Annotated in this window: 20 protein-coding genes; 2 read left to right on the top strand and 18 right to left on the bottom strand. The window is 60.3% G+C overall.

The window, feature by feature from the left end; genetic code table 11:
• Positions 1 to 488 precede the first annotated feature (488 nt).
• The 11 genes from E7002_RS05810 to E7002_RS05760 form a co-directional block, all read right to left on the bottom strand.
• A complete protein-coding gene (locus E7002_RS05810; RefSeq protein WP_303727923.1) occupies positions 489 to 2,006 on the bottom strand; it encodes an IMP dehydrogenase in 1,518 nt (505 codons plus the stop codon).
• Between the two features lie 173 nt (positions 2,007 to 2,179).
• On the bottom strand, positions 2,180 to 3,670 hold the full coding sequence (gene cysS / locus E7002_RS05805) for a cysteine--tRNA ligase (protein ID WP_303727922.1): 1,491 nt from the start codon (positions 3,668 to 3,670) through the stop codon (positions 2,180 to 2,182).
• A 143-nt stretch (positions 3,671 to 3,813) separates the two neighbouring features.
• Positions 3,814 to 4,305 (bottom strand): 2-C-methyl-D-erythritol 2,4-cyclodiphosphate synthase, encoded by a 492-nt coding sequence (gene ispF / locus E7002_RS05800; RefSeq protein WP_066660505.1) that lies wholly within the window; start codon positions 4,303 to 4,305, stop codon positions 3,814 to 3,816.
• Positions 4,305 to 5,180, bottom strand: a complete 876-nt coding sequence (ispD, locus tag E7002_RS05795; RefSeq protein ID WP_303727921.1) for a 2-C-methyl-D-erythritol 4-phosphate cytidylyltransferase — start codon at positions 5,178 to 5,180, stop codon at positions 4,305 to 4,307. Before ispD ends, ispF begins: the two co-directional genes overlap by 1 nt.
• Before the next feature lie 134 nt (positions 5,181 to 5,314).
• Entirely contained in the window at positions 5,315 to 7,903 is a 2,589-nt protein-coding gene (locus E7002_RS05790) for an ATP-dependent Clp protease ATP-binding subunit (protein WP_303727920.1), read from the bottom strand.
• A 117-nt stretch (positions 7,904 to 8,020) separates the two neighbouring features.
• On the bottom strand, positions 8,021 to 9,100 hold the full coding sequence (locus tag E7002_RS05785; protein ID WP_303727919.1) for an ATP-grasp domain-containing protein: 1,080 nt from the start codon (positions 9,098 to 9,100) through the stop codon (positions 8,021 to 8,023).
• 84 nt (positions 9,101 to 9,184) lie between these two features.
• The gene (locus E7002_RS05780) at positions 9,185 to 10,162 is read right to left on the bottom strand and encodes a hypothetical protein (protein ID WP_303727918.1); all 978 of its coding nucleotides are present in this window, start codon (positions 10,160 to 10,162) and stop codon (positions 9,185 to 9,187) included.
• The gene (locus E7002_RS05775) at positions 10,159 to 11,184 is read right to left on the bottom strand and encodes a 1-aminocyclopropane-1-carboxylate deaminase/D-cysteine desulfhydrase (protein WP_303727917.1); all 1,026 of its coding nucleotides are present in this window, start codon (positions 11,182 to 11,184) and stop codon (positions 10,159 to 10,161) included. The genes E7002_RS05780 and E7002_RS05775 overlap by 4 nt, the downstream gene beginning before the upstream one ends.
• A 3-nt stretch (positions 11,185 to 11,187) precedes the next feature.
• Positions 11,188 to 12,816, bottom strand: a complete 1,629-nt coding sequence (locus E7002_RS05770) for a glycosyltransferase family 39 protein (protein ID WP_303727916.1) — start codon at positions 12,814 to 12,816, stop codon at positions 11,188 to 11,190.
• 60 nt (positions 12,817 to 12,876) lie between these two features.
• Positions 12,877 to 14,883: a L,D-transpeptidase family protein gene (locus E7002_RS05765; protein ID WP_303727915.1), complete on the bottom strand. Its 2,007-nt coding sequence runs from the start codon at positions 14,881 to 14,883 to the stop codon at positions 12,877 to 12,879.
• A gap of 137 nt (positions 14,884 to 15,020) precedes the next feature.
• Positions 15,021 to 16,082 (bottom strand): glycosyltransferase, encoded by a 1,062-nt coding sequence (locus E7002_RS05760; protein ID WP_303727914.1) that lies wholly within the window; start codon positions 16,080 to 16,082, stop codon positions 15,021 to 15,023.
• A 128-nt stretch (positions 16,083 to 16,210) separates the two neighbouring features.
• Between E7002_RS05760 and E7002_RS05755 the strand changes: the two genes are divergently transcribed.
• Positions 16,211 to 17,101, top strand: coding sequence for an ATP-grasp fold amidoligase family protein (locus tag E7002_RS05755; protein ID WP_303727913.1), 891 nt, complete (start codon positions 16,211 to 16,213; stop codon positions 17,099 to 17,101).
• A gap of 3 nt (positions 17,102 to 17,104) precedes the next feature.
• On the opposite strand, the gene E7002_RS05750 is transcribed toward E7002_RS05755, so the two are convergent.
• From E7002_RS05750 to E7002_RS05725, 6 genes are all read right to left on the bottom strand, one after another.
• The gene (locus E7002_RS05750; protein WP_303727912.1) at positions 17,105 to 18,217 is read right to left on the bottom strand and encodes a DegT/DnrJ/EryC1/StrS aminotransferase family protein; all 1,113 of its coding nucleotides are present in this window, start codon (positions 18,215 to 18,217) and stop codon (positions 17,105 to 17,107) included.
• Positions 18,218 to 18,257: 40 nt separating this feature from the next.
• Positions 18,258 to 19,721 (bottom strand): lipopolysaccharide biosynthesis protein, encoded by a 1,464-nt coding sequence (locus tag E7002_RS05745; RefSeq protein ID WP_303727911.1) that lies wholly within the window; start codon positions 19,719 to 19,721, stop codon positions 18,258 to 18,260.
• A complete protein-coding gene (locus tag E7002_RS05740; RefSeq protein ID WP_303727910.1) occupies positions 19,718 to 20,671 on the bottom strand; it encodes a glycosyltransferase family 2 protein in 954 nt (317 codons plus the stop codon). Before E7002_RS05740 ends, E7002_RS05745 begins: the two co-directional genes overlap by 4 nt.
• A gap of 1 nt (position 20,672) precedes the next feature.
• Positions 20,673 to 21,065: a DUF2304 domain-containing protein gene (locus tag E7002_RS05735; protein ID WP_303727909.1), complete on the bottom strand. Its 393-nt coding sequence runs from the start codon at positions 21,063 to 21,065 to the stop codon at positions 20,673 to 20,675.
• A gap of 6 nt (positions 21,066 to 21,071) precedes the next feature.
• Positions 21,072 to 21,749, bottom strand: a complete 678-nt coding sequence (locus tag E7002_RS05730; RefSeq protein WP_303727908.1) for a glycosyltransferase family 2 protein — start codon at positions 21,747 to 21,749, stop codon at positions 21,072 to 21,074.
• A gap of 63 nt (positions 21,750 to 21,812) precedes the next feature.
• Positions 21,813 to 22,709, bottom strand: a complete 897-nt coding sequence (locus E7002_RS05725; RefSeq protein ID WP_303727906.1) for a glycosyltransferase — start codon at positions 22,707 to 22,709, stop codon at positions 21,813 to 21,815.
• Between the two features lie 109 nt (positions 22,710 to 22,818).
• Between E7002_RS05725 and E7002_RS05720 the strand changes: the two genes are divergently transcribed.
• Positions 22,819 to 24,183: a DUF2142 domain-containing protein gene (locus tag E7002_RS05720; protein ID WP_303727905.1), complete on the top strand. Its 1,365-nt coding sequence runs from the start codon at positions 22,819 to 22,821 to the stop codon at positions 24,181 to 24,183.
• 13 nt (positions 24,184 to 24,196) lie between these two features.
• Here the strand turns inward: E7002_RS05720 and E7002_RS05715 are convergent, their stop codons facing one another.
• Positions 24,197 to 24,820, bottom strand: a complete 624-nt coding sequence (locus E7002_RS05715; protein ID WP_303727904.1) for a hypothetical protein — start codon at positions 24,818 to 24,820, stop codon at positions 24,197 to 24,199.
• Positions 24,821 to 24,836: the final 16 nt, after the last annotated feature.

The following is a 24,836-nucleotide window of genomic DNA, read 5'->3' as shown; positions in this document are numbered from 1 at the left end:
CGTACAACCAGCCCAGATGGCGAGGAGCGCGGGCAAAGCATACGTATACGTGCTCGCCCCACTGCCCCAACACCCACGTTTCCATGCAATTGGGCAAATTCAGGCGGCAAAATGTAAAAAATGCAGCCTTTTACACATTTTTCAGCGCTTGGAATCACACATGGCAAAAGCCGACCTGGGGAAATACCGACCCAGAAGCGTGAAGTAGCTCCGTTACCCCCTTCAAAGAGCCCAAATCGCGATGATTCATGTGCAAAACGGCGCATTTTTGCAAAAACGACCCTCGATTTTGCCCATTTTACGATTCAGCCTCCCAACGGAAGCAAATGACTCGCAAAATACGCCTCAATTCGGAACGGCGAGCGTTCGACAACGCCGAAAACGAGCGGAACGGGGACGAATTACGCCCTCAGGTCCGCCAATGCAGCTGCGAGTGCAAAAAGGGCGCCTCCCGTAGGAGACGCCCTGCGAATCGCGAAATAAAGCGTTTAGCCTACGTTCGTAACGTAGGGGTTCTTGTCCTTCTGCAGAACGTCGTGTGCGCCGCCTTCCACGATGGACGTGGCGCTGACCACGGTGAGCTTCGCCTTTTCCTGGAACTCGGGGATGGTGAGCGCACCGCAGTTGCACATGGTGCTCTTGACCTTGGACAGCGTAACGTTCACGTTGTCCTTCAGGCTGCCAGCGTAAGGCACGTAGCTGTCGACGCCCTCTTCGAACGTCATGCCCTTCTTCTGACCGCCCAGGTCGTAGCGCTGCCAGTTGCGAGCGCGGGCTGAACCCTCGCCCCAGTATTCCTTCATGTAGCTGCCGTTCACCATAACGCGGTTGTTGGGAGCCTCATCGAAGCGGGCGAAGTAGCGACCCAGCATGACGAAGTCGGCGCCCATGGCCAGGGCCAGCGTGATGTGCGTGTCGTACACGATGCCACCGTCGGAGCAGATGGGGATGTAGATGCCCGTCTCCTCGAAGTACTCGTCGCGCGCCTTGGCAACTTCGATGGTAGCCGTGGCCTGGCCACGACCAATGCCCTTCTGCTCACGCGTGATGCAGATGGAGCCGCCGCCGATACCAATCTTGATGAAGTCGGCGCCAGCTTCTGCCAGGAAGCGGAAGCCATCGCGGTCGACTACGTTGCCAGCGCCAACCTTCACGCTGTCGCCGTAGTGGTCGCGGATCCACTTGAGGGTAAGGGCCTGCCACTCGGAGAAGCCTTCCGAGCTGTCGATGCACAGGCAGTCGACACCAGCTTCTACCAGGGCGGGAACGCGCTCAGCGTAGTCGCGCGTGTTGATGCCAGCGCCTACCATGTAACGCTTATGAGCGTCGAGCATTTCATTGGGGTTGCTCTTGTGGGAATCATAGTCCTTGCGGAACACCATGTAGACCAGGTTGTCGTTCTCGTCGACGATGGGCAGGGAGTTCAGCTTGTTGTCCCAGATGATATCGTTTGCCTTCTTCAGCGTGGTGTCGGCGGGAGCCACGATGAGCTTTTCGCGCGGGGTCATGAAGTCGCGCACGACTTCGTCCATGCTCATACGGGAAAGGCGATAGTCGCGCTCGGTAACAACGCCGAGCAGCTTGCCATGGCCCGTGCCGTCGGAGGTAACGGGCATGGTGGAATGGCCCGTCTGCTCCTTCAGGGCCACCACATCGGCAAGCGTCATGTCGGGGGAAAGGTTCGAATCGCTGGTTACGAAACCGGCCTTGTAGTCCTTCACGCGGGCAACCATGGCGGCTTCGTCTTCGATGGTCTGGCTACCGTAGATGAAGCTCATGCCGCCTTCGGTGGCCAGGGCAACACTCATGCCGTCGTCGGAAACAGCCTGCATGATGGCGGACACCATGGGGATGTTCAGGCTGATGGCGGGCTCTTCGCCCTTCTTGAACTTCACGAGCGGGGTCTTCAGGCTCACGTTTTCGGGACGATTCTCGGACGATGAGTAACCGGGAACGAGCAGGTACTCATTGAAAGTACGAGAAGGTTCTTCGAAGATGTAGGCCATGGAGCATCCCTTTCGCCGAAAATTTCGCTTAATTGGCTCATTATAGCGAGCCGAAAGGAGGCCCATACGCTACGGCGCACATTCATCACGCGTTCTCTACGCCATGCCCCACCACACGCAAAACGGCCCCGGAAGAATCCGGGGCCGTGAAGCATGCAACCAAGCCTGCTCAGTTACGCGTTATACGTAACGCGCGCACCCTGGGGCGTGTCTTCGATGGTGAAGCCCAGACCCGCAAGACCGTCACGCACCTTGTCGGCCAACGCGAAGTCGCGATTCTTGCGCGCCTCGGCACGAGCCGCCAGCAGCACGTCGACCGCCTGCTTGGGATTCGCGCCCGTATAGCCCGTAAGCTCGCGGGAAAGGTCGACGACTTCCTGCGGGAAGTCGGAGCCTTCCTCCTCCTGGCCCAGCATGATGCCGAACACGCTCATGAGCTCGATGATTACCGTATGAGCACCACGCAGGATGGGCACATCGGAAAGCGAACAGGTCTTGTCGCCCAGCTGGGTATTGAGCTCGCCCACGAAGGCGAACAGCACGCCCAGAGCGCCAGCGGTATTGAAGTCATCGTCCATGGTGACGATGAACTCGTTGCGCATTTCCTTGGTGCGCTTCATGATGGTGCGCGTATCGAGCGGGCTGGGGATGTCCTGGGCGTTCTTCATAGCCCAATCCAGGCGCGCTACCAGGCCCGAAATGCGCTCGAGGGCAGCTTCGGCTTCATCCAGGCGGTCCTGGGAGAAGTCGAGCGGGCTGCGGTAGTGCGTCTGCAGCATGAGCATGCGCAGAACATCGGGCTTCGTGGTGGCAAGCACGTCGCGCAGCAACAGGAAGTTACCCAGCGACTTGCTCATCTTCTCGGAATTGATGCGCAGCATGCCACTGTGCATCCAGTAGTTGCAGAACGTCTCGCCATAGCCGGCTTCGCTCTGCGCCGTCTCGTTTTCGTGATGCGGGAACACCAGGTCGGCGCCGCCACCATGGATGTCGAGCGGAAGGCCCAGGTACTTCTTGGCCATGGCCGAGCACTCGATGTGCCAGCCGGGACGGCCCATACCCCAGGGGGATTCCCACGCGGGCTCGCCGGGCTTGGCGGCCTTCCAGACGGCGAAGTCGAGCGAATCGCGCTTGCGATCGCCGATGCCCTCGGTACGCAGGTCGCGATGGCCGCTTTCCAGCTCGTTCACGTCGCGGCCAGAAAGGGCGCCGTACTTTTCCCAACTGCGGACGCTGAAGTACACGTCGCCTTCGGCTTCGTATGCGCAGCCAGCGTCGATGAGCTTCTGCACGAGCTCGATCATCGCGGGGATTTCCTCGGTGGCCTTCGGGCGCACGTCGGGGTCGAGCACGCCCATGGCATGCATATCGGCGATGAATGCCTCGGTGTACTCCTGGGCAACCTCGGCGGCGCTGCGGCCCTCTTCGTTCGCCTTGTTGATGATCTTGTCATCAACATCGGTAATGTTCTGCACGAACGTGACATCGAAGCCACGCCACGAAAGGTATCGACGAATGACGTCGAAGCTGATGAACGTGCGGGCATTGCCGATGTGAATGTAGTTGTAAACCGTGGGGCCGCACACGTACATGTGCACTTTGCCCAGTTGAGCGCTCTGGAAATCTTCCTTCTCGCGCGTCTTCGTATTGTAAATGCGGATCATCTACGAGCCTATCCTTCGTGTTCCTGTGGAAAGCATGATAGCTGATTGAACATCATAGCGAATACCCAATCGGAAGAACGCACACGAAATGGCAGCGCCCCGCATAACGGGGCGAGCGTAGCAGCATGCGTTATGGGCGGCACCTAGTTACATCGCGCGAGCAGAGCGGTGGCCTGGGCAGAAATGCCCTCGCCACGACCCTCATAGCCAAGATGCTCGGTTGTGGTGGCCTTCACGCCCACGTTTTCCACGGAGATGCCCATGGCCTTGGCCAAGTTGGCGCGCATGGCGTCGCGATGCGGCGACATCTTGGGAGCCTGCGCGGAAATGACGCTATCGACATCGACGATTTCGAAGCCAAGCTCGCGCACGTGCTCGGCGGCCTTCGCCAACAGCACCATGCTATCGGCCCCGGCATACGCAGCATCGGTATCGGGGAAGAGCTTGCCAATGTCGCCCGCACGGGCAGCACCCAACACGGCGTCGGCAACGGCATGGGCCAGCACGTCGGCATCGGAATGCCCCAGCAGGCCCTTTTCGTAGGGAATGTTCACGCCGCCGATGATGAGATCGCGGCCCTCCACCAGCTGATGCGTATCGGCGCCCAGGCCGATGCGCAGGTTGGGAATAGACATTATTCCTGCTCACCCGCCCTTTCGCGCAGCATGGTATGCACGGCTGCGGCCAACATGAGATAGTCTTCCGGCACGGTGAGCTTGATATTGTCGCGCTTGCCTTCCACCACGAGCACCTTGCCGCCCAAGCGCTCGATGAGCGAGGCGTCGTCGGTGCCCACGAAGCCATCGGACAGCGCCGAAGCGTGGGCGCGACGATAGATGCCCGTGCGGAACACCTGCGGCGTCTGCGCATTCCAGAACACAGTGCGATCGGGCGTACCCATGATCACGCCGTTTTCCACGACCTTGAGCGTGTCGACCGAAGGATGGGCCACCACAGCGCCATCGGCGTCGACGTTGCCCTTCAGCACGCTAATGGTGTGCGCGATGAGCTCGGGGCTGATGAGCGGACGGGCGCCATCGTGCAGCACCACGAACTCGAAGCGATCGTCGACGTATTCCAAGCCGGAAAAGGCGCTTTCCTGGCGGATGTCGCCAGCCGGGGCCATGACAACGGGCGTTACGAAGGGGAACGGGTCGATGGCGCGGGCCAGGTATTCCGCCTGGCGCTCCTTCGGGCACACGACCACGATAAGACCCACATCGCCCACGGCGTCGAACGCTTCAGCCGACCACGTGAGCACGGGCTTGCCAGCGATTTCAACGAGCTGCTTGCCACCATCGCGGCCAAAGCGCTCGCCCTGGCCACCAGCCAGGATAATCGCTGCGGTTTTCGGGTCCTTGTCGACCTTGCCTTCCAACCCCACGAGGTTCTGAGTAAGCGCATCGAAATCGATGGCGCTGATAAGAGCCTCGGGCGAGCGCAGCGCCGAGGGAGCGTAAATGGGATCCATCGTGCCCGCAAGGTTGTACTGCGCATCTACGTTGCGCATGGTGCGCCTCCTTTGCAATTCAAAGCGCGGGAACCCCCGCGCACGTTACCCCATGATACGACAAAACCCACGACATGCGGAATGACAGGGCAAAAGAGAAGGCGCATGAGCGAATCATGCGCCTTCGTCATCAGCTAGTTCGCTGCCCCGTCGGCTGCGGGAACGCCACCCGAACCCGAGCCGCCCGAACGCAGGGCGCGACCGGTATCGGAGAGGTCGTAGCCGCGCATGAGCAACTCGGCGTCATGCGCGATGCTATCGCGCTTACGCGGCGCAGGAATGTCGCCGGTTCCAGGCTCGAATATGAGCTCGCCATCCTTCAGGCTGACGTCGATAACCGAACCCGAACGCCACTTCCCTTCCAGAACCTGATCGGAGATGGGGTCTTCCAGCAGGCGCTGAATGGCACGACGCAGCGGGCGCGCACCGTACGTGGTGTCGGTGCCCTGCTCGGCAATGTAGCGGCAGGCGTCGTCGGTGATGTTGATGGTCATGTTCTGGGCGATCAAGCGCTCGCGCAGGTCGGCAACCATCAGCTTCACGATCTGGCCGATCTCTTCCTTCGTGAGGCTCTTGAACACGATGGTCTCGTCGATACGGTTCAGGAACTCGGGACGGAAGAGCTTCTTCAACTCACTCGTCACGCGGCTCTTGATTTCCGTATCGGAAAGACCCGCCTGCTCGGAACCGCCAAAGCCCAGCGGCGCCGTTTGGGCGATGTCACGCGCACCCACGTTGCTCGTCATGATGATGACGGTGTTGCGGAAGTCGACCGAACGGCCCTGGCCGTCGGTGAGCCTACCCTCTTCCAGGATCTCGAGCAAGATGTTGAAGACATCGGGATGGGCCTTCTCGATCTCGTCGAACAGCACCACGGAATACGGACGCTGGCGCACGGCCTTCGTAAGCTGGCCGCCCTCGTCGTAGCCCACGTAGCCCGGGGGCGAACCGATGAGACGCGATACCGTGTGCTTTTCCATGTACTCGCTCATGTCGAAGCTGATGAGCGCATCTTCGCTGTTGAACAGGAACTCCGCGAGCGCCTTGGAAAGCTCCGTCTTGCCCACGCCGCTGGGGCCCAGGAAGATGAACGAACCGGTGGGGCGCTTCGGGTCGGCCAGGCCGCTGCGAGCGCGGCGAATAGCCTTCGAAACGGCGGTGACTGCCTCGTCCTGACCCACGATGCGCTCGTGCAGCACGCTTTCCATGCGCAGCAGCTTGTCGGCCTCGGCTTCGGTGAGGTCGCTTACGGGCACGCCCGTGGTCATGCTCACCACGTCGGCGATGTCTTCGGCGGAAACCTGCTGAAGCGTCTTGTGCGATTCCTCTTCCCACTTCTGCTGGGCGACTTCGCGGTCGCGCTTCAGCTGCTCTTCCTGGTCGCGCAGGGCAGCGGCCTGTTCGAAGTCCTGGTCGGCGATGGCGCCTTCCTTCTTCTGGCGCACTTTGCGCAGCTTATCGTCGAGCTCTGCCAGCTCGGGCGGCAGCGTCATGTTGCGGATGCGCATGCGCGCGCCCGCTTCGTCCATGACGTCGATGGCCTTGTCGGGCAGGAAGCGGTCCTGAATGTAGCGACTGGAAAGCTGAACGGCCGCCTGCAGGGCTTCGTCGGTGAACTTTACGCCGTGATGCTCTTCGTAGCGATCGCGCAGGCCCCGCATGATGCGAATGGACTGTTCCTCGTTGGGCTCGCCCACGGTGATGGGCTGGAAGCGACGCTCGAGCGCGGAATCCTTTTCCACGTGCTTGCGGTATTCGTCGATGGTGGTGGCGCCAATGACCTGAATCTCGCCACGAGACAGCGGCGGCTTCAGAATGCTGGCGGCGTCGATGGAACCCTCGGCCGCACCCGCACCGATGAGCGTATGCAGCTCGTCGATGAACAGGATGATATCGCCTTCCGCGATGACTTCCTTGATGCACTTCTTCAGGCGCTCTTCGAACTCGCCACGGTACTTGCTGCCCGCAACCAGGCTGGAAATGTCGAGCGTGAACAAGCGCTGATGACGCAGCATGTCGGGAACCTGGTTGCTCACGATGAGCTGGGCCAGGCCTTCCACCACAGCCGTCTTGCCAACGCCCGGGTCGCCGATAATCAGCGGATTGTTCTTCTGGCGACGGCAGAGCACCTGCATGATGCGTTCGATTTCGCCCGCGCGGCCAATGACCGGATCGAGCTTGCCTTCGGCGGCCTTCTTGGTGAGGTCGGTGCCATATTCGGCCAGGGCGCTTTCCTTCGGCTGCGCACCAGGGTCGACCCCAGCGCGGCCGGCGAACACCGACGACTGACCCACCAGGTCGTTCAGGGCGCTACGCACGGCATCGCCCGAAACGCCCAGGCGACCAAGCGCGTCGATCGCGGCGCCCTCGCCCTCGCGCACGATGCCCAGCAGCAGATGCTCGGTAGAGATGTAGCTCTGACCCATCTGCATGGCCTCGCGCAGGCTGTTCTCCAGCACGCGCTTCACGCGCGGCGTGAAGCCCAGATGACCCGACACGTCGGAATCGGGGTCGATGGTCACGACCTGCTTCACGGCGTGCACGGCCTCGTCGTAGTGAACGTTCAAGCGGTCGAGCGCCTGAGCGGCCAGACCGTCTTGCTCCTTGATGAGAGCGAGCAATATGTGCTCGGTCCCGACATAAGGCTGATGCAGGCCCCTGGCTTCGTCTTGCGCGATAACCAGCACCTTTCTCGCCTTATCGGTAAACTTGTCGAATGACATGTGGCTCCTCTTTTCTGCAGTGGGCCTTAAAATTTTTGTACCATGCTAGCACTCAACTATCTTGAGTGCCAAAACGACACGTTCCCGTAATAAAACAACCGCGGAAACGCCTTGCCCCTACCCAAGCTGAACGACCGATATGTCCTTCATGTACAAGCCTGGCTTATGCGCAGCCAGCAAATCGGGCGCAGGCTCTTCGCCGCGCAGCCAAGCAACCAAAGCCTTTGGCAGGTTCACGCCCGCCTGATGGGAAAACGGATAACCACCACCGAAGCGCGCATTCATTTCCAGTACGCGCAACGAAGCATACGACCCGTCGTCGTTTTGCACCGCGAACACGTCTACATCCATGTTCCCCGGATGGGGCGCCACCTGGGCAAGCGTGCGCGCAAGCTCAACGAACTCGCACGGAGGCTCGATGACCTGGGCAATGTCGGTTTCACCCGAGCGCATGGCAATTTTCTTGCGCACCGAAACGCCAGCGAACTCACCCCGCAGATCGCACATTACGTCCATGCCGTATTCCTCGCCCGCGGCCGCCTGCTGAATAAGCACGGCGTGGCTAGGATCCTCGCACGACTCGTACTTCACATACGAGCTGGCGACCTGGGCGCGCACCAGACGATACATGGCCTCGAGCTCTTCCTTTGAATGGGCCGCATAGATGCCAATGGAGCCCATGCCCCAACGTGGCTTCACGAACAGGGGAAACGATACCTCCCCCGCCGCAAGCGCGCGCCTGGCGTCGTCTAAGGAAAGATAGGTGGCAAGCGCGGGAATGCCAGCGCCCTCCACGAGCTTCTGCCCCAGGTACTTGTCATTGCACGCCCGAGCCACCTGCAATGGCGCCACAATGGGCTCTACCCCCAACGCGCGGAACTCACTTGCATGGGCCGACAGAACGGGCACGTCGATGTCGAACAGCGAGAGCAGCGCGCCGATGCGATGGTCGCGGCAATACCGCAGCAGGAAGGGAATGTATTCGTCGGAATAGATGAGCGGACATACTTCCGCAGCGTCCGCCAGGGCAAATGCGGGCGTGAGCGATGAGCTGTTCACCACATGCACTTCGCCTTCGCCGGCAAGCGCCTCCTGGAACCAGCGCACCAGGTAGGTCCTGCGGCCCACCGACGTAATGAGCACGTTGGGACGCTCGGGGGCAAGCCCCGTTTGAACACCCTGCATACCGTCGCTCATACAGCACCCTTCCATCCGTCGAACACGCCGTTTCGCCCCAAGGCGAAATCGGTCCGCACATTATAGACTACGAAATCCCGACGCCTACGAGAAGAACAGCTCCTTGCAATCTTCCACGAACGCCTGGGCCTGCGCGCGACTCTCCTCGTTGCGCGCAGTGTAATACGCAAGCGCATCGGAACGCGTGCGCTCAGAATACGCCAGCTGCTCGGGGTCGAACCCAAATGCCACGCCGTACATCTTGTAGTCTTCAGCGTAATAATCGTCGTACGTCTTGCCCGGCTCGGGCACCACCACCGAAATGCACCCGCAAATGCTCGCCAACGTAGAGTATGCCGTTTGCATGTCGTAGCTCACGCAGTACTTACACTCGTTGAACACGCGAACCTTTTCCACCTCGGAAAGGTCATCCACCACGATGCCATCGAACGACTCGGGCAAGTCGGGGCGATCGGCGCCCTTTCGAACGACGTAGCACGTGCCCGTGCGCTCGCCGAAGTTCGTCTGCTTGTACAGTTCCAAGTCGTAATACGGCGTAGTCAGCTGACGACCCTGGGGGTTCAGGTCCATATCGTTGAACGGCTGCATGTAGCAGTAGAACACGTCGCTTTCGCTATAGGCCACGCCAGGGCGGTCCTTGTACGTATAGTGGTAGAGCAGCCAACGCACCACATGCGTAGCATGCAGCGGATTCCCCACGATGTTGTCGGAATACACCACCACGTCGTCATCGGTCACACGCGGCAACCACTTGCGCGCAACACCGCGCACCGACACGTTCACATACCCCTTGAACAGGGGGTTATTCAGAAACGGCTTCTCGCCGAAAAGCTTCACCAGCGCCACGCGCACAACGTCGGTTATGGTAAACACGATTTGCTGCCGCCAGAAGAACGCCTTGCGACCCGGTTCGTACTTGCGCTCGCCCGGATAGAACACGCGCGCACGATAGCCCAGTTCGGAAGCGTATTTCGCAAGGGCATGCAGCACGATGGCGCCGCCCCCGCTCTGTCGGGGCGACACGATCACGAACTGAGGACGGCGGGGGAAACGACGCGTCATGCACGCACCGCGCCTTCCGAGCCATCGAGTGCATCGAAGAACAGCGGCGTACCACCCGTATGCAAGAACAGTATGCGCTTTTCGCATATGCCCTGATCATGCAGGTATCGAAGCATGCCGTCGAAGCCCTTCCCCACATACGTTTCGTCAAGCGGCATGCCCGCGTGCGCAAACGCATGGCGAATGGTCTGCTGCTCAGCGGCATCGGCGCGCCCATAGCCACCATGCAGGAACTCATCGCTTACGTGAATGCGGCTATGCAGGTCGGCCGGCACGTCAACCCCACGCGACGCTAAATACGCCCGGCAATACCCCTCGATGTGCTCCGTAGCCGCTTCCGCAGAACGCGCCACGGAAACGCCCACGACCTTGCAAGCCGAACCGCCAAGGACGCTTCCGCACAGCAGCCCCGCCTGCGTCATGCCCGTGCCCGTAGCCAGGAAGACGTAGTCGAACGAGGCGCCCGAAGCGCGCTCCCAATCGGCAACTTCCCTGCTCGCATGCACATACGCCTGTACGGGAGTGGCCTCGTTACCCTTGCCAAAACGATTGCCGTAGATGTAATACGGCCGAAAGCCCCGTTCTCGCAATTCGTCCAGAGCGGCTTCCACCGCCTGGGCCACCGCACCCTTCTGACAGGGGCGAACCTGGGCCCCCAAGCGGGAGCAAAGCTCAGCATTGAACGAACGAGGGCGCGATCCGTCTTCCTCGGCCGGGGAAACCACGATGCAGGGCATGCTCATACGCGCCGCACCATTCGCCATAACGCGCGCCAAGTTCGAACGCGTGCTGCCATACGCCACGATGGCATTGCAACCTTGCGCAAGCGCATCGGCGAAGAAGCACTGGGCGATACGCGCCTTGTTGCCGCCGAACGAAAACGGAATCAGATCGTCGCGCTTCACGTAGAGCTCGTTGTCGCAGCTCACGCCATCGAGCTCCACGATGGGAGTGGGTGCGAGCAGCGACCCATCGGGCGCAAATCCCGGGAGCGCCGCAGCATTGTTCAAGCTGGCATCCATACGCTACCGATTCCCTCCCCGGTTCGATTCGAGTACATACGTTTCCGACAAGTCGCTCTCGTATGCCAACGAGGAGACTTCCAAGCCCAGCGAGCTGGACAGCCAGTCGAGCATGACGCTGGGATCGGGAGACGTCGCATACGTTTGGATATACACCACGACTGGCGACCCCTCCGGGTAGCGGGCCAGGTAGTCGCTCACGAGCGACAGGCTCTCATCGTACGGACCATCGGCATTCACCGTGCAAATGGAGCCGTACTCCACCAGCTGTTCGTAGTCGTTCGTCATGGCCGCATCGCGATACGTGGAAACGAAATACAACACCGGGTCGCTGGCATGCTCCTGGGCGAAGGCAGTTCGCTCGGGGTCTTGCGGCATCATGTAGTTGGGCGGCATGACCGCAACACTCATGCCAAGAGACGCAAGCGCCACCAACGCGCAGCATAAGGGCGCAAGGGCCCGCGAACGCTCGAACGCACCCAAACCGCGCGCCCACGTCACGAGCATGCCCACAAGGACGGCCATGAGCGGAATCACCGAGAACGTATAGCGCTCATCGTGATAGCCCCATACGGTGCGCACCAGGAAATACGCGGCAAACGCCGGCAGTACGATAATCCACGCCAGAGGATCAACGCGCAGGGCTTCGCGCGCCGCCACGCGCCCGCGAACCGTGCGCCATACCACGCACACGGCAAGGACTAGCGATGTGGCGCACATCACGAAACACGACGAGGCAAGGTACTTGAACGCCACGACCACGAGATACGCAAGCGAAGGCGTTGCCTCCACGGGCGCAAAGCGATCGGTCACGTTCGTCATCTGCTCGAACACGGCCGGAAACGTAGCCAGCATGGCAAGACCCGCCACGACGACCACCGCCGCAAACACACCCGCCCGACGTAGCTGCTTCTTGCGTAGCACCAGGTAGGCAACGTACGCCGCGGCAAGCAACGCCAGATAGAACGCGAACAGGTACTGCGTGAGCATGCCGCAGTACGCCACGGCGAAGAGGGCAACGTACCAGGCGGGCTTTTCGCTGCGATGTAGGCGCAGCACCACATAGGCCAGCAGCACCGTGAGCAGCGACATGAGCATGTACATGCGAATGAGCACCAACGTGGAAAGGCACGCCTGGCTCATGCCGTACGCGAGCATGGCCATAACGGCAGCCGCTTCGTCTTCGAGCAGCTCCCGCGAAAGACGATAGAGGAAGAAGAGCGTGAGTCCGAAGAAGACCAGGTTTATGGCCAGGCCTATCCACTTCGAGAACACACCTGGCAGAAAGGACGACACCGCATGCACGACGCAGTAGTACAGCGGCGGATGCACATCTTGCGACTGATTGTAGAACACCGAATCGAACGCGAATTGCTGGCCTTCGTCGACCTGCACGTATTCCAGAAGCGCATCGCGCTCGATCACCTTGCCGGTGATGTCATCGTCGTAGGCGCTCTTCAGAAATGGAGAATAGTAGCTGTTGGAAAGGCCGTACGAATAGATCTCGTCGACGAAGTAGCCCGATTTCGCAATGCAGAACGCCAGGCCCACCGCCAGCGCGGCAGCGAACGCAAGGACGAAGAGAAGCGAGGGCCGTGAAGCGTTCTTCCCTTGCACAGCCGTGGTAATCACTCCCCCGTTACAGCCCTTCGATAACGGGGATATTCTACACTATCCCCGTTACCCCAGGTATTACGGACGATAATTGTGGATGGTGGTACCCAGCGGGACGTTGTCGTACACCCACTGCGCGTTCTTCCACTCCAGGCGAATGCAGCCATGCGACAGATGCTGGCCCAGCTCGCTCTTCGAAGCCAGAATGCTGTGGACGGCATACGGGCCGGTGTACTTCGTGGCCCACTGCGAGCTCATCTCGGGCTCGCCCGCCCACATAAGGTAGCGTTCGTGAGTCTGCGTAGTCCACGTTCCCGTGGGCGTGCGATAGTTGCTGGCACCGCATACGCAACGCCAGAAGTACTTGAACTGCCAGAAGCCCTTGTACCCCACCATCACGCCGAACCAGCATTCCGAGGTATCGGTCATGAGCAGATAGCCCGTGGAGCTGCTCTTACTCTGCGCACGCAGGAACATTTCCAGCTGAGCGCCCGAATAGTCGTACGAACGCGTAATCTTGCCATCGTTGTCGGCATGGTAGAGCTCGTTGTTGCGCGCCACGTAGCCATTGCGCAACACGTAGTACACGTCATTGATGCCGTAGTACAGCGAGCCATCCACGGTGAAGTAGCCCTTGCGAGCGCCATAATAGCCGCCGCTAAACACGCTCTTCATGTAGTAGCGCTGGTAGATTCCACCGTCGTAATCCTTGGAAACGACCCAGCCGGCATTGGAAGGCATCTTGCCGTCGTTGTCGGCCAGCAACATGTAGTTGCCGTACAGCTGCTTACCACGCAGCACATAGCCCTGATTGCCCAGGCCGAAATACGGCGTGCTGTCGACCTTGAAGAAGCCCGACAGCATGGCATGGGACGTGGCGTCGTAGCGATAGCGCTGCAATACGCCATCGTAGGCCTTGGTCACAAGCCAACCGGTATTTCCGTCGGACGTGGATGCCAGCTTTCCGTCATTGCTCGCAACATAAACGCGACCAGCGCCGTTATCCCACTTTCCGCGCACGATGATGCCGTTGGGACGCGCGTATGCGGTATACCCCGCACCCTCCGAAGCGGTAACAAGGCGAGACTTGGCAACGCTTGCATTCGAATCGAGCCAGTAGCGCTCGAGAGACCCCGTCCACGCGGGGGAAACGAGCCAGCGCGCCGCAAACGGCAGGTTCGCGCCATTCGTGGCGTACCAGGCAATACCCTCGGCCGTCCAGCCCATCTTCACAAGCGAGGCGTTTTCGGAGGCGGACGTCGTGTAGTTGTGCGAGCCCGTCTTGGCGTTCTTGTTGTACTGGCGATACACGACGAGCCCCGTGTCTTCTGAATCGGAGTACCAGCCGATGCCCTCGTACTTCCAGCCCTTCTTCACCAGGCCGTCGCGCTCGCTCTTCGACGTCGTGTAGAAGTGATCGCCGCCGTTGGGATTGTATAGACGATATACGGGCGTGCTCGACGTGGTGGGAGCCACCCAGCCGATGCCCTCCCACTGCCAACCGGCACTGGCAACGTTCATTGCCTCAGATTCGCTCGACGTATAGAAATGTTCGCCCGAATTCGGGTTGTACAGGCGATACATGTTCACATGCGATTCTTCGTACGAGGGCGTTTCGCCATCGGAAGCAACGACAAGCCCCGACTCGGCGGCATCGCCATGCGAGGCGGCATCGGACGCCGGGGCAAGCTGGCTGGAGGAATCGGCGGCGTTCTGACCGGCGATTTCGTCTGCGGAAGCGACCGGCGTTTCAACGGCATCTGCGGAGAGGACGGCGCTTTCGCCTGCAGCAGACGCGGAGCCTTCTTGAACCGTCGACGAAGGCTCGCTCGCTTGAACAGCGGATTGCTCCTGACCATCAGCAGAAGGAACGGATTTAGCCGCTTCGTCCCGCGCATCGGCCAAAGCCGCTAGATCATCACTGGGCAAACCGTTTGCAACGGCATCCGCCTGCGTATCGACGGGGTCGTCGAGCGCATAGGCGGGGCCCGCCACGCAAAAAAGGGAAACGGCCAGAAGACTAGCGGCAATGGCAAGGCCAATGCGAAGCGTGCGCGCATGCGGTTGAATGTATGCGTTCGCCATAATAACCCCCACCCAGAACAACTTAGCGTAACTCGTTCAGTATACCGAGCAACCAGCCGAAACGCCACTATCGCAGACGGGGTTTTGCGCGCGTGCGCCACCCTACAATCGATGGGATGATTGGGCGCGAACGGGCCCTACGCCCTACGTGCGCGCACAAGGGTGCGCTTCGCGTACCAATACAGCGGGAAATAGATACGACGCCGCAGGAGAGCTATCTCGATACGCGTCTTCGCGTCAAGTGGCTTGTCGTCGATGTCGCGGATGGCCGTAGCAAACGGTTCGGTCTGACACAGGCCAACGAACGAACGCCTGCTCTCGTCGCCCATCTGCCGCCAAATGGGCGGAATGCAATCGACGCAGGCCATGTAGAACGTATTGCGCAGGAACCCGGCGTCGTGCTCTTCCATGAACCGCTGCACAGCGGCATAGTACACGAGCGTCTTCTTCAGCGATTCGGGGTCATGACGCCTGGTGGCCGAAGCGGAATTGATGCGGTACTCATACACAGGCTCGTGACAACACGCAACGCACGTGGCCAGGTCGAAGCAATGCAGATTGAACGCAATGTCCTGAGAACGGCGCAGTGCCACATCGCTCATCAGGCCATGTTCCACCAGAAACGCCCTGCGATAGATGCGCGCCCATACGGCACCAGCCAGGCCGCTACCCCTACTGCCGTCGGGTTCAATATTGGAAAGCACCATGTTCAGTAAATACGCGCGGTCATCGCGCCCGAAGTACGTGCGCTCGCTGGAAAAGTTCACGCGCACGCGGCGCGAAGAACCATCAACCTCAACGAAGTCGCCCACCACGATATCGGGTACACAGCCCTGCGGGCTGGGAGCCGTGCATGCCAGCAGCGTATGCAATGCGCCCGGCAGCAAGCGGTCGTCGGCATCGACAAAGCAGATCCATTCGCCACGCGCCTGCAGCACGCCCGCGTTGCGCGCAGCAGCGGCGCCAGCATTTGCCTGATGGAGCACCGTCACGCGCGCATCTTGCGCGGCAAGGTCGCGGGCAACTTCCAACGTGCCATCGGTGCTGCCGTCGTCCACGATGAGCACCTGCACATCGGAAACGCCCTGCTCGAAAATGGATTCCACACCCTCGCGCAGGCTATCCTCCACGTTGTACGCGGGAATGAGAACCGTTACCCGCACATCGTTCTCGCACGGCGCATCGCTGTTCGCTGTCACTTCATGTCCTTCCAAACGGTGAGCGTACGCGCGCCCACCCATACCTTCGCTGCCCGATTATATCCCACGCAAAAACGGCTGCTGTATAATCGGATGCCGTCAGGCCAGCTAGAAGGAAGAACTTCGCCTTGAATCGCCTATTTCGCCTTGTCCGCTATTGGATCCACCGCCACCTCCACCCGGTGAACGAACGCACGCTCTGCAGCCAGAGCCTGCTGGAACGCGAACTCGATTGGGCCTACTACGCACGCTATGGCGAGCACCCCAACCTGCAAAACCCGACCACGTTCAACGAGAAGATGCAGTGGCTGAAGATTCACGATGCGATTCCGCTGAAGACCATCTGCGCCGACAAGCTTGCCGTACGCCCCTACGTAGCGCAGCGCGTGGGCGAGGAGGTGCTTCCCCAGGTATTTCGCGAGTGGGAACGTGCCGAAGACGTGAGCTTCCAGGGGCTTCCCAGCTCATTCGTGCTGAAGGCGAATCACGGTTCGGGCATGATGAGCATGGTACGCGATGCGGCAAACGCAAACATGCAGGCCACGCACGAAGCATGCGCGCAATGGCTGGACACCGATTTTGCGCTGACCATGCTGGAGCGCTGGTACAGCGACATTCCGCGCAGGGTATTCGCGGAAGAACTGCTCGACGACATCGAATGGGAATACCAAGTGTGGTGCTTCAACGGCAAGGCCCGCTACGTGGGCGCCATGCACGACCCACACGGCAGCAACGAAAAGCAGTTCTTCACGCCCGACTGGGAGCGTCAGCCATTCGTTTCCTCGTTGCCCATCTTGGAGGGCGACATCGAACGACCCAAGAACCTGGACACCCTCCTGGACTACTCCGAGCGGCTTGCCGCCGATTTCGCGTTCGTACGCGTGGATTGGTATAGCTGCACGCAGGGCCTGCGCTTTAGCGAGCTCACGTTTACGCCCGCCGGAGGATTCGTACAGTGGACGCCGCGCGAGTATGACGCCAAGCTGGGCGCCCTGCTGAAACTGCCAAAGGTCGACTAGCGCTTAGCGCGCCTGGCACCCAAGCACGATATCGCAAATGCGATCGACCTGTGCAAGGGGAAGCGACGCATACATGGGAAGCGTGAGCACCCGCTGCGCCACATCGCGCGCCACGGGCGTTTCCTCACTGGAATACGTGTCGCGATAGCATGCATAATCGCTGATGAGCGGGAAGAAATACTTGCGCGCGCCAATGCCTTCCGCCGCCAGGGCGGCCTTCACCTCATCGCGGCTCGCGCCAAATTCGTCTTGGAAGATCACGGGGAAGTACGCGTAATTGTGCGTCACGTTCGCCGGAACGTCGAAGAGCTTCAAGCCAGGTGCGCCAGCCAGACGCTCCATATAGTGCTCGTGCACGACCTTGCGCAGGGCGATTTCGCTATCCAAGTGGCGTAGATTGCAAATGCCCATGGCGGCGCAGAACTCGTTCATCTTCGCATTGCCACCCACGTATTCCACGTCTTCCGGCCCGATAATGCCGAAGTTCTTCCACTGGTTCAGCACGTCGTAGAGCGAAGCATCGCGGAAGCATACCGCGCCACCCTCGATGGTGTTGAACACCTTGGTAGCATGAAAGCTGAACATGGACGCATCGCCGAACGCGGCGGCCGAAACGCCATCGCGTTCCACGCCGAACGCATGCGCCGCATCGTAGATGACCTTCAGCCCATGTTTATCGGCGATATCCTGAATGGCCTGTGTATCGCACAGGTTGCCGTACACGTGCACGGGCAGGATGGCGCAGGTGCGCGGCGTGATGGCGCGCTCGACGGACGCAGGGTCCAGCGTGCAATCGCTGCGGCGAATGTCGGCGAACACGGGCGTAAGGCCCTTGCGCACGATGGCGTGCGTGGTGGACGCAAACGAGAACGGCGTAGTGACGACCTCGCCTTCCAGCTGCAGCGCCTCCAGAATGCATTCGAGCGCATTGTGCCCATTCGTGAACAGGGCAATGTTCTGCACGCCCAGGCGGTCCTTCAACTGGGCCTCGAGCTCCGCGTGCTTTTCGCCCATGTTGGTGAGCCAATGGGACTCCCACAGCGGCGCAATCTCGTTCACGAACTCCTGAAACGGAGGCAGCGAAGAGCGAGTTACCAAAATGGGGTCTGCGGCCATGAGATTCCTTCCATGCAAAACGTATTTGCCAGTATACGACTTACCGGCCACGCCGTGCGGGAATGGCCTCGCGCGCCATCCCAACCAGATATCCGAATTCTTCCACATGGAATAGCTTCGCGAGCAGCACGTACGCCCCCACGAACACGACGACTTGCACGGCGATTTGCCCCAAGGCAGGAAGCCCCAGCAACGCAAGAGGCGCCGCTAGCGCCATGGCAACGACTGTGAGCGCAATGCCCGGCGCAATGTCGCGCAGCTGCTCCCCGTACGAATAGCCAATGACGCGCTTGTTGGGATGCGCGTTCACGAAGGTGGAGATGATGCCCGAGAGGATGTACGCCCCCACCATGAGGTAGATATCCTTCAGCACTAGGCCAAAGAACAGGATGAACGCGATTCCATAGCACTTCTTGATGATCTCGAGCTTCAGGAACAAATCACTGCGGCCCATGCCATTGAGCGTCTGCAGATTCGTGGTGTGGATGGGCAGCATTGCGTACACGACGCAATACATCTGCATGAACGGCACGCAGGGCAGCCACTGCTCGCCCAGCAGGAGCAGCACGATGGGCTGAGCGGTCACGGCAAACAGGCCCATGGCGGGCAGAATGAGAAACGTACTCGTTTTGATGGCGCGACGCACCAGCCCCTTCACGTTCGCCAGGTCATCCTTGGCGCGCGCCACCGCCGACATCATGACGGGCTGAATGGCGCCATCGAGCGTGGTGCCCAGCGCCGCGGGGTACTTCTTGCCCTGCGAAACCAGACCCAGCTGAGCTTGCGAAAACTGCTTGCCGATGATCAGATCGGACAGGCTTTCGTAGCCCGTCTGCAGAAGGCCCGACACCAGCAGCTTCCAGCCGAAGGAGAAATGCACGCGCGCACGTTCGGCGCTGAACGTGAACTGCGGTAGCCAGCGATTCTGCACGAACAGGACGAAGCTGTAGATAACCTGGTAGGCAAGTTGCTGAACGACGAGCGCCCACAACCCCGCCCCCAACGCTGCAGACGCGATGCCCAAGGCGCCCGACGCAACCACCGAGACGACGCCTGCCCAGAAGATCTTGCGAAACTGCAGCTCACGCTGCACGCTGGCGACCTGCACGGAATTGAACGCATTGATGAACAGGATGATGGTAAGCACGCGCAGAGGCACCACGAGAGCGTCGTACTGATAGAACGCAGCCACCGCAGGTGCGGCCAGGAATACAACCACGTACAGCACCGTGGCCGTGGCGAAGCACATCCAGAACACCGTGCTAAAGTCGCGACGGTCCACGTTGCTCGCCTGCACGAGCGAAGTGTTCAAACCCGATTGTACGATGACGTTACCCAGGTTCACGAACACGAGCATGATGGCCAGCGCCCCGAAATCGTCGGGAGCGAGCAAGCGAGCAAGCACGATCTGCACGATAAGCGCCACGAGCGACGTGCCTCCGCGCTCCATGAGCTTCCAGAACATGGAGGAAATCGTACGCGCCTTCAGGGTCTCGGCCTTCATCGGCGCATCCCCAGCGACAGAAGGACCTGCACCACACGCTTTGCAGGCGTAGCGCGCCAGAAGCCATCGCGGCCAAGCGCGCGCAAGCGCTTGGCAGGATTCCACTCCAACATGTGGCCAAAATCGTGTGCGAGAGCAAGTTCACGCTCGCCCAGCTCATCGGCATACGTTTCCGCAAAGGCACGTGCCTGGCTATGAGCCGCGCGAATGCCATCCACAGTTTCGCGCATATGGGCTGCTCGGTCGGAAAGCGAATAGCGCTGAGCACCCAGGGAATTGTCGCCATGCTGACGATACTTCATGGTCACCTGGGGCAATACGGCAACGGCGCCCAGGGATGCCGCCACGAGCATCGTCCACCAGTCGTGCATTTCCACGGCCTCAAGACCCTCGCACGGTGGGCGCACGTTCATAAAGCAGGCGCGGTTCACGAGCATCGTGCACCCCGGCGCCATGTTCTCTACGAGCAGGTTATTGAACTCCACCATGCGCGTATCGCGCGCAGTGTACGCCAGGTAGGAAGGCGCGATCTCCGAGCCGTCTTCCGCCACGACCTGCGCATCGGTACAGATGGCCGCAGGCGCGCCATCGAGCGCGGCCTCGAGCTGACGCAGCGCTTCAAGCGAATCTGCCAGCTTGTTGGGAAGCCAGATGTCGTCCTGATCGCAGAACGCGAAATAGTCCACGTCGGCCATATGCTCCTGAGCATATGCGATGAGCGAAAAGAAGTTCTGCTTCGCGCCACCCTGACGCTTGGGCGCACGCATGACCGTAAACTTGCCGTTGGCCTGAGCGTATTCCTGCAAGATATCGAATGTCGCATCGGCGGAGCAATCGTCCTGAGCAACGCATACCCAATCGGCGTGCGTTTGCGCCACAAGCGAATCGAGCTGCTGGCGCACGAAGCGCTCGCCCTGATACGTGGCGAGCAGTATGCAAATGCGCGACATGCTATTTCACCTGTTCGGGCGCTTCTTCACCTTGCGCCCGGGCCGCAGCCTCGCTGCGCTCGTAATGGTCGAGCTGATTGATGGCAACCTGTTCGGCCAGTTCCTGCACGCGGCATTCCAGCTGCGACACGCGACGGCTACCCGCGAAGTTCTTCAGGATGAGCACGAAGATGAAGAACAGGAAGATGAAGTTCACGGGTGCCATGAACCCGAACGCATCCGAAGCAGCCACGGCAATCTCCGGAAAGATGCTCAGCAGCAAGATGACCAGCGAAAACGCCACCCAGAACAGGGAATCCTCGATGCGCATCTTCGAACGCTTGATGCTGTGCAGCAGGAAGACCACCAATGCCACGGCGGCCACGATGAGCACGATTCTAAGAGCAACGGACATGGCAGCCTACCTGAAGAACTGGATGAGCAGGACGGAAAGGGCCGTGCGGAACATGTACATGCTCGCCGACCACGGGTTGAAATAGCTGGTACCGGCAGTGCGCTCGGCCATTTGGACGGGCACTTCCGCGATGCGAGCGCCCTTCTTGCGCATGAGATACGAAAGCGTGTCGGGCTCGGGGCCAAGGTTCGGGCCGAAGGCAAGCTCCTTGATCATGCGGCGGTTGTACGCGCGCATGCCCGACGTGGGATCGGTGATTTTCGTCCCCGTGGTCAGGCGAATCATGCCGCTGATGAGCGAGCCACCGAACCCACGCAACCCCGAGGGCTTGCGCTCGTTCACGAAGCGCGACCCAATAACAACGTCGTTGGTCTCCAACGCGGCCACCAGGCTGTCCAGGTATTCCGGAAGGTGCTGGCCGTCGGCATCGAACTGAATGACGCAATCGTAGCCATTGCGATAGGCGTACTTCAGGCCCGCCTGAAATGCGCCGGAAAGCCCCACATTGATGGGCAGATCGAGAAAACGGTACCCGCGACGTCGGCAGATATCGGCCGTGGCATCGCGCGAACCGTCATTTACGACAAGGTAGGAATACGCGGGATAGTCGGCAATAAGGGCATCGACCACACGCTCGATGTTCTCCTCTTCGTTGTACGCGGGAATCACCAGGAGCGTCTTCATTCCCCCGCCTTACCGAAAACAATCATGAACTGCCGCTTTCTTCCCAATCCCTTGCAAACAGACCTATTTTATCTCATTGCGGGCGCATGCTTCCACGCCCCGACGCCAACCACGCCTGAATGCGCGCAGCAAGGCGCATCGACGGCGCTCGAACAGCAGGTTGCTCACGAATTCCTTCACGATGCAACTGCGCTCGGCGGCGTATTCCCGCGTACCTCGATACTTGCGCAGCACGATGGCCCACGAGCGAGCCTTATCTTCCCTGCGGAAATCACCATGATTCGTGCGGTACATCTGCTTCAGGTGGAACCCGTGCTCGCGGCTGAACCACGGCACCTTGCGCGCATATTGGTTGTCGCCAATAGCATGCGCAAGCGCCACTTCGTGCGTCTGCAAGATGCGAAAGCCATGCAAGCGCAGGTTGGCGCAGAAATCCATGTCGACCCAATCCACGAACAGCATCTCGTCGAACCCGCCCACCGCTTCATACGCAGCGATGCTCACGAGCGAACCGGAATTGATGGCGCGCGGCACCTGGCAAACGACATCGGAGGTTTCCAGGGCGTCGCCTTCCAGGTAGTTGCCAATGAGCGGGCACACCAGGCCGACGTCTTCGCCCAAATGGCGAACGAGCGTCTGCACCATGCCCGGAGCCGACGTGCTGTCCTCGTCGAGCAGCAGCACGGCCACCGCCCCCGCATCACGCGCCGCGCGCACGCCACGATTCAACGCGGCGGCCACGCCCAGGTTCTGGCCGTTCTCGACGACCGTGCATCCAGGGAATTCCGATGCGAGGAAGCGAATGGCGCGTACGTCCTGCGAACCATTGTCGACCACAAACACACCCGCCACCTGGCCGGACACTGCCCGCAGGTTATCCCGCAGGCGTGCAAGGTCGGGATTAAACGTGATGACCGTCGCAAAAATGCGATTGGAAGCGTATGTCGAGGTAGTTTTCACGGCGCCTATTCTATCGCACCTGCGCAAATGCGCGCACGATGCACATTTCGCCCGTTTAGCGCGCGCATCGCATGGTATCGTTTCAGGAAACGGAAAACCTGGGGGAACTGTGAGCACGAGCAAGCATATTGGGTTCGATATCGCCTTCGCCATCATCAGCGTGGTCTTCCTGATCGTGGGCATATTTGCCTCGCCGTTGTTCAACGTTCCCGACGAAGAATCGCACTTCTGCCGCGCGTATCAGGTTTCGGAAGGGCGCCTGGTATCGTACGCCGACCCCAACGACCCCAGCAACGGCCTGATGGGAGGCGTATTGCCCACCGCCGTTGCCGTACCCGACGAGTTGGCTAGAACGCACACGCACGCCGACGTGGCCGACTACGCCACGCGCGCCATCGACAACAGCGACCGTTCGTTCGTTTCGTTCCGCAACACCGCGCTCTATAGCCCCACATCCTACGCGCCCCAGGCACTGGGAATCGCCATCGCGCGCCTGCTCACCGGCAATGTTGCCGCCCTAGCCTACGCAGGGCGCTTCATGAACTGGCTGGCAGCGGCGGCGATCATCTTCCTCTGTCTGCGATTCCTGCCCACGGGCAAACCCATCGCATTCGCGCTTGCACTGCTGCCCATGATGCAGCAGGAGCTCTTCTCACTGGCCACCGACGGCATGTCGTTCGCGCTCTGCCTGGCCATCGTGACTTGCGCGCTCTATTGGCGCGAGCAAGACCGCACCATGGGCCTTCGCCACCTGGCGCTCATCGCGGCTATCGTGCTTGCGCTTTCCCAGTTCAAGATCGTGTACGCGCCCATCTGCCTGGCGCTGTTCCTTATCCCCGTCGAACGTTTCGGTGGCAAGGGCCGTTACGCCTGCGCCGTTGCATGCATCGGCGCACTGGGCATCGCGGGGTGCCTTGCCTGGCTTTCCATCTCGTCGGATATCTTGGCGCACGAGGCGCTAGGCACGGGCGTAGACCCCGATGCCCAAATGGCGTTCGTAAAGGCAAACCCGTTCGCGCTCGTTGCGGCCATGGCACGCACTTTCGCTGTGAACCTGCCGTTCTACCTGGAATCTTCCACTGCCGACTACCTGGCTTGGATGGGCGTACGCGTAAACCCGCTCATCGTAATTCTGTACCTGCTGCTTCTTGCCGCTGTTGCCATTTCCGGGACCGAACCCCTGAAGCGGCCATTCACCCTCCGCACGCGCTTAGCGCTCACGGGCATTGCGCTTCTGATCTGCGCGCTCATCTACGCCAGCCTGTACCTGCAGTACACGCCCGTGGGGTCTTCCATGGTGGGCGGCACGCAAGGCCGCTACTTCATCCCGCTCTACCTGCTGATTATGCTTGCGTGCCTGTCGAATAGGAACCTGCTGCCCGCCAAACTGGGCAGCCCCCTACGCTGGCTTCCACCCACAACGCTCATCCTGGGCCTAGCCACAGGCTTCACCGCCATCGCCCACGTCATGTAAGAGCACCCAAGCGCTATAGGATGTTGCGCTCGAAATCACTGTTGGGAATGCGATTCGGAGATTGCCACCAACTGCTCCCATTTGCAAAAACATAGCCAGTCGTAACGCATTTCTCTGCGAAATCACGCACAAAAAGGCTATCAACATCAGACGCATCAATGACTTCGATCCGCTCGCACTTTAGCCGACCCTTGCCATCCCGCCCCAGCCACATGGATACGTCAACAAACGCATTCCGTTGTAACGGGCCAACAGGAAGCTCGTATTTACCACCAGCCTCATCCTCGCAATACAGCGTTACAACGTCCTCCCCATTGAAGCGGCCCTCGCTATAAAAGACCCATTCAGGCTTCAGGGTTTTATCGGGCCCATCCGGATACTGAAGCAATACTTCCGAATCAGGGTTAAGAGCAACAACAGCGGTGCATGTCGATGCATCATAAGACAAAACCCGACCATATGCGTTATGGGGATACGCCCAGTAGCTATACCCCGTAACCATTTCCGCACGATGAGGCGAACAGCCGCTCACGCCTAGCGTGAATAGCAGGAAAGCGACTGCGATAAATACCGCGCGCAAGAGAAACGCTCCGGCAAAAGGTTCTCGCATTACAGGTCGAGCAGCATGCAATGCCATGGGGTCACGCACCTCG

Origin of the sequence: Denitrobacterium detoxificans (assembly GCF_015062615.1) — a bacterium.
GTDB classification, from domain to species: Bacteria; Actinomycetota; Coriobacteriia; order Coriobacteriales; family Eggerthellaceae; genus Denitrobacterium; species Denitrobacterium detoxificans_A.
The sequence above is the reverse complement of the archived record's forward strand: the minus strand, read 5'-3'. Positions and strand labels throughout refer to the sequence as shown.

Excerpts from the sequence above, each read along its gene's own strand:
- E7002_RS05775 (WP_303727917.1), bottom strand. The coding sequence starts at position 11,184 with ATGGATGCCAGCTTGAACAATGCTGCGGCGCTCCCGGGATTTGCGCCC.
- cysS (WP_303727922.1), bottom strand. The coding sequence starts at position 3,670 with ATGATCCGCATTTACAATACGAAGACGCGCGAGAAGGAAGATTTCCAG.
- E7002_RS05780 (WP_303727918.1), bottom strand. The coding sequence starts at position 10,162 with ATGACGCGTCGTTTCCCCCGCCGTCCTCAGTTCGTGATCGTGTCGCCC.
- E7002_RS05740 (WP_303727910.1), bottom strand. The coding sequence starts at position 20,671 with ATGTCGCGCATTTGCATACTGCTCGCCACGTATCAGGGCGAGCGCTTC.
- ispF (WP_066660505.1), bottom strand. The coding sequence starts at position 4,305 with ATGTCTATTCCCAACCTGCGCATCGGCCTGGGCGCCGATACGCATCAG.
- E7002_RS05785 (WP_303727919.1), bottom strand. The coding sequence starts at position 9,100 with ATGAGCGACGGTATGCAGGGTGTTCAAACGGGGCTTGCCCCCGAGCGT.
- E7002_RS05765 (WP_303727915.1), bottom strand. The coding sequence starts at position 14,883 with ATGGCGAACGCATACATTCAACCGCATGCGCGCACGCTTCGCATTGGC.
- E7002_RS05735 (WP_303727909.1), bottom strand. The coding sequence starts at position 21,065 with ATGTCCGTTGCTCTTAGAATCGTGCTCATCGTGGCCGCCGTGGCATTG.
- E7002_RS05715 (WP_303727904.1), bottom strand. The coding sequence starts at position 24,820 with ATGGCATTGCATGCTGCTCGACCTGTAATGCGAGAACCTTTTGCCGGA.
- E7002_RS05730 (WP_303727908.1), bottom strand. The coding sequence starts at position 21,749 with ATGAAGACGCTCCTGGTGATTCCCGCGTACAACGAAGAGGAGAACATC.
- E7002_RS05790 (WP_303727920.1), bottom strand. The coding sequence starts at position 7,903 with ATGTCATTCGACAAGTTTACCGATAAGGCGAGAAAGGTGCTGGTTATC.
- E7002_RS05810 (WP_303727923.1), bottom strand. The coding sequence starts at position 2,006 with ATGGCCTACATCTTCGAAGAACCTTCTCGTACTTTCAATGAGTACCTG.
- ispD (WP_303727921.1), bottom strand. The coding sequence starts at position 5,180 with ATGCGCAACGTAGATGCGCAGTACAACCTTGCGGGCACGATGGATCCC.
- E7002_RS05750 (WP_303727912.1), bottom strand. The coding sequence starts at position 18,217 with ATGGCCGCAGACCCCATTTTGGTAACTCGCTCTTCGCTGCCTCCGTTT.
- E7002_RS05745 (WP_303727911.1), bottom strand. The coding sequence starts at position 19,721 with ATGAAGGCCGAGACCCTGAAGGCGCGTACGATTTCCTCCATGTTCTGG.